This is a genomic window from uncultured Fretibacterium sp. (genome assembly GCF_938040765.1).
Taxonomy (GTDB): Bacteria; Synergistota; Synergistia; order Synergistales; family Aminobacteriaceae; genus CAJPSE01.
Genome location: NZ_CALIAA010000071.1, coordinates 1 through 3460, shown reverse-complemented (window position 1 = coordinate 3460; position 3460 = coordinate 1). Strand labels below are relative to the sequence as shown.

3 protein-coding genes are annotated in these 3460 nt (G+C 66.8%); 2 read left to right on the top strand and 1 reads right to left on the bottom strand.

What is annotated here, in order from left to right:
* Both Q0176_RS02705 and amrS read left to right on the top strand, forming a co-directional pair.
* On the top strand, window positions 1-665 hold a 665-nt coding region (locus tag Q0176_RS02705; RefSeq protein ID WP_299299011.1), incomplete at its 5' end, for a PLP-dependent aminotransferase family protein.
* A gap of 100 nt (window positions 666-765) precedes the next feature.
* Window positions 766-1644: an AmmeMemoRadiSam system radical SAM enzyme gene (amrS, locus tag Q0176_RS02700; protein ID WP_299299009.1), complete on the top strand. Its 879-nt coding sequence runs from the start codon at window positions 766-768 to the stop codon at window positions 1642-1644.
* Between the two features lie 7 nt (window positions 1645-1651).
* On the opposite strand, the gene Q0176_RS02695 is transcribed toward amrS, so the two are convergent.
* Entirely contained in the window at window positions 1652-3172 is a 1521-nt protein-coding gene (locus Q0176_RS02695; RefSeq protein WP_299299007.1) for a cobyric acid synthase, read from the bottom strand.
* Window positions 3173-3460: the final 288 nt, after the last annotated feature.

Below are 3460 nucleotides of genomic sequence, written 5' to 3'. Positions count from 1 at the left end.
GGGCCACCATGACCGTGGAGCGGCGCAAGGAGCTGGCCGCGATCGCGGAGCGCTACGGCCTCGCCATCTTCGAGGACGACCCCTACGGGTACGTGCGCTTCGACGGCGAACACCTGCCGTCGATTTTCTCCTTCGACAAGGCGGGCAACACCATTTATGCAGGGTCCTTCTCCAAGATCCTCTCCCCCGGCGTGCGCATCGGCTGGGTCAGCGGCCCCAAGGACATCATCCGCCAGATGGCGGTCTTCAAGCAGGCGGTCGACCTCTGCTCCAGCCCCATCACGCAGGTGCTGACCTACGAGTACTGCCGCAAGGGCTACCTGGACTCCCACCTGCCGAACATCGTCCAGGACTACCGGGTGAAGCGCGACGCCATGGAGGAGAGCTTCCGGAAGCATCTCGCGCCTCAGGGGATCACCTGGGTGAAGCCCGAGGGCGGCTTCTTCTACTGGCTGAACACGGGGAACATCGACAGCGGGGAACTCGCCAGGAAGGCCCTGGAGAAGAAGGTCGCCATCCTGCCCGGCGCTCCGTTCTGCATCAACCCCGAGGCGGGCATCCACGCCGCGCGGATCAACTACACCTTCTCGAAGCCCGACGTGATCGAGGAGGGGGTGTCCCGTCTGGCACAGGCCATTCAGGAGATGAAGCTGGCCGCGAAGTAGCCGGGACCGCTTGGATATTCCGCAAAAAAACGCCGCGATGAGCGGCGTTTTTTGTACCCCTCGGACAAAAGGGACCAACGGCGAAAGGAGGGACCGTACTTTGGAGGAGAGGAGAATTACGCCGCGATGGTGGACCCGCGAGGAGGGCGACGCGGTACGCTGTACGCTTTGTTTCCGCGGCTGCACACTGCGGAGCGGCGCGGCCGGCTTCTGCGGCGTTCGCCTGAACGCGCGCGGGACCCTTGTCTCCCCCTGGCTGGGCCGTTTCTGCGCGCGGGCCGTCGATCCCATCGAGAAGAAGCCCCTGGCCCATTGGAGGCCGGGAACCCTCATCTATTCCCTGGGCAGCGTGGGCTGCACGATGGCCTGTCCCTTCTGTCAGAATCATGAGATCGCCCACCCCGAACGCCCGGAGGCACTCTCTCGTGCGGCGGCCGCCCTGCGGCCCGAGGAGCTGGCGCTGGAGGTCCGAAACCTCGGGCTTTCGTCCGTGGCCTTCACCTACAACGAGCCGACGCTTCAGGCGGAGTATATCCTCGAGGCGGCCCCGCTGCTGAGGGAGAACGGGATCGCCGTCGTCCTCGTCACGAACGGCGTCATGTTTGAGCCGGCAGCCATGGAGCTCCTGACCTGCACCGATGCGGCCAACGTCGACCTCAAGGCCTTCGATACGGAGCGTTACCGGCGTCTGGGAGGTTCGCTCGACGCCGTGAAGGCCAATATCGCATCCTGGGTGCGGGGCGGCGTGCACGTGGAGCTGACGCACCTCGTCGTCCCCGGGCTCGTCGATACGGGGGAGGGCTTCGACGCCATGACGGACTGGATCGCCGCCCTGTCCCCCTCCGTCCCCCTGCACCTCTCGCGCTGCTTTCCCGCCTGGCGGCACTTCGCACCGCCGACGGACACGGAGCTCCTGTACTCCCTGGCCGACCGGGCGCGGGGAAAGCTGCGGCACGTCCACTTGGGGAACGTGCGCTGACACGCTTCTATGAAAGCCCCATGAACCCGAGGATTCCGTTGACGTCAAGGTGCCGCTCGACCGCCGCGGCGAGGGCGTCGTAGGCTCGTTCCTTTCGGCCCGCGGTGTCGGCGGCCGGCCGTTCCTCCAGGCCGCGGGCGCGCCGGAGGGCGTTGAGCCACAGGCCCCGGAAGCGGTCGTTCTCGAAGACGCCGTGCAGATACGTTCCCGCGATCCGGAGGTCCTCCGTCCCGAGCCCTTCCGTACGTCCATCCGCCAGGATGAAAAGGGGCTCGCCGGACGCCCCCGTGTCGGGGACCGTCCGTCCGAAATGAATCTCGTACCCCTCCACGGGGAGGGGGGCCTCCGCGGGGTTCGGGTTGGGGTTCAGCTTGGGGTTCAGAGCGCCCGAGACGCAAACGGTCGTCTTGACCCCGGCCCGAAACTCGGTCACAATGGGCAGAAGCCCCAGGCCGTCGATCCCGCGCAGCTCGGAGTTCTCCCGCAGATCGGGATCCTCCAGCCTGCGCCCCATCATCTGATAGCCCCCGCACAGTCCGAGGACGAACCCGCCCGCATCCGCAAACGCGCGCAGCGCCTCGGCGAGGCCCGTCTCACGAAGCCAGCTCATGTCCCGCATCGAATTCTTGGAGCCCGGGAGGATCACCGCGTCGAGGGAGCGCAGCATCTTGAGCGGCGTCCCGGAATCCAGGCCGACGAGATCCACGTCCGGCTCGGACTCGAAGGGGTCGAGGTCCGTGAAGTTGGAGATCCCGGGGAATCGGATCACGCCGACCGACAGCGCCCCCCGCCCGCCCCGGCCCCAGCGGAGGCCCAGGGAGTCCTCGCCCGCGATGGACGCCCCCTCCACCCAGGGCATCACCCCGATGACCCGGACGCCCGTGCGGGCCTCCAGCCATTCCACGGCGGGGGCAAAGAGGGCGGGATCACCGCGAAATTTGTTGAAGATCACGCCCTTGACCCGCTTTCGATCCGCCCCCAGCAGCTCCAGCGTGCCGACGACCGAGGCCAGGGACCCGCCGCGGTCCACGTCCGTCACCAGCAGGACGGGGACGTCCGCCTCGCGGGCGATGCGCATGTTCACGATCTCCGTCTCGTTCAGGTTCACCTCGGCGGGGCTGCCCGCCCCCTCGATCACCACGGCGTCGAAGTGCCCGGCGATGTGCCGCAGCGCGCGCCGCACCGCCAAGAGGCCGTGGGTCATGGTGAAGGTCCGGTAGTAATCCCGGTCCGCCGGGGCCTCGAAGACCCGGCCTTCCAGTACGATCTCCGAGCAGGTGTCCCGGCGCGGCTTCAGGAGGATGGGGTTCATGAAGGTCTCGGGCCGGAGGCGCGCAGCCTCGGCCTGCACGGCCTGCGCCCGGCTGACCTCCATCCCGTCCCATGTGACGCAGGAGTTGTTGGACATGTTCTGCGACTTGAAGGGGCACACGCGAACGCCCCGGTCAGCCAGCAGGCGGCAGAGCCCCGTCACCAGAAAACTCTTTCCGGCGTCGCTGCTGGTGCCCTGGATCATGATTCCTTTCATCGAGTTCCTTCCTCGTATAAATAGGTTACACGACGACCAGATTGTTCCGAGAGAAGAGAGAAACGCCGGTCTTTCAGCCTCCCTTGCAGGGGCCGAAACAACCACTCCTCCTCACTTGGCCCAATCCGATCTTGTGCCGTTAAGCTCGCTTCTATCGAATCGCCCCGTCCGGTCCCTGGCCGCCCCATTCGACGAGGGTGAAGCCCCTGCGGACGAAGGGCGTCAGCTCCTGTGGGGGGACGACGATGGGAGCGGCCAGGGGCCGGTAGGCCATGAAGACGCGGAGGA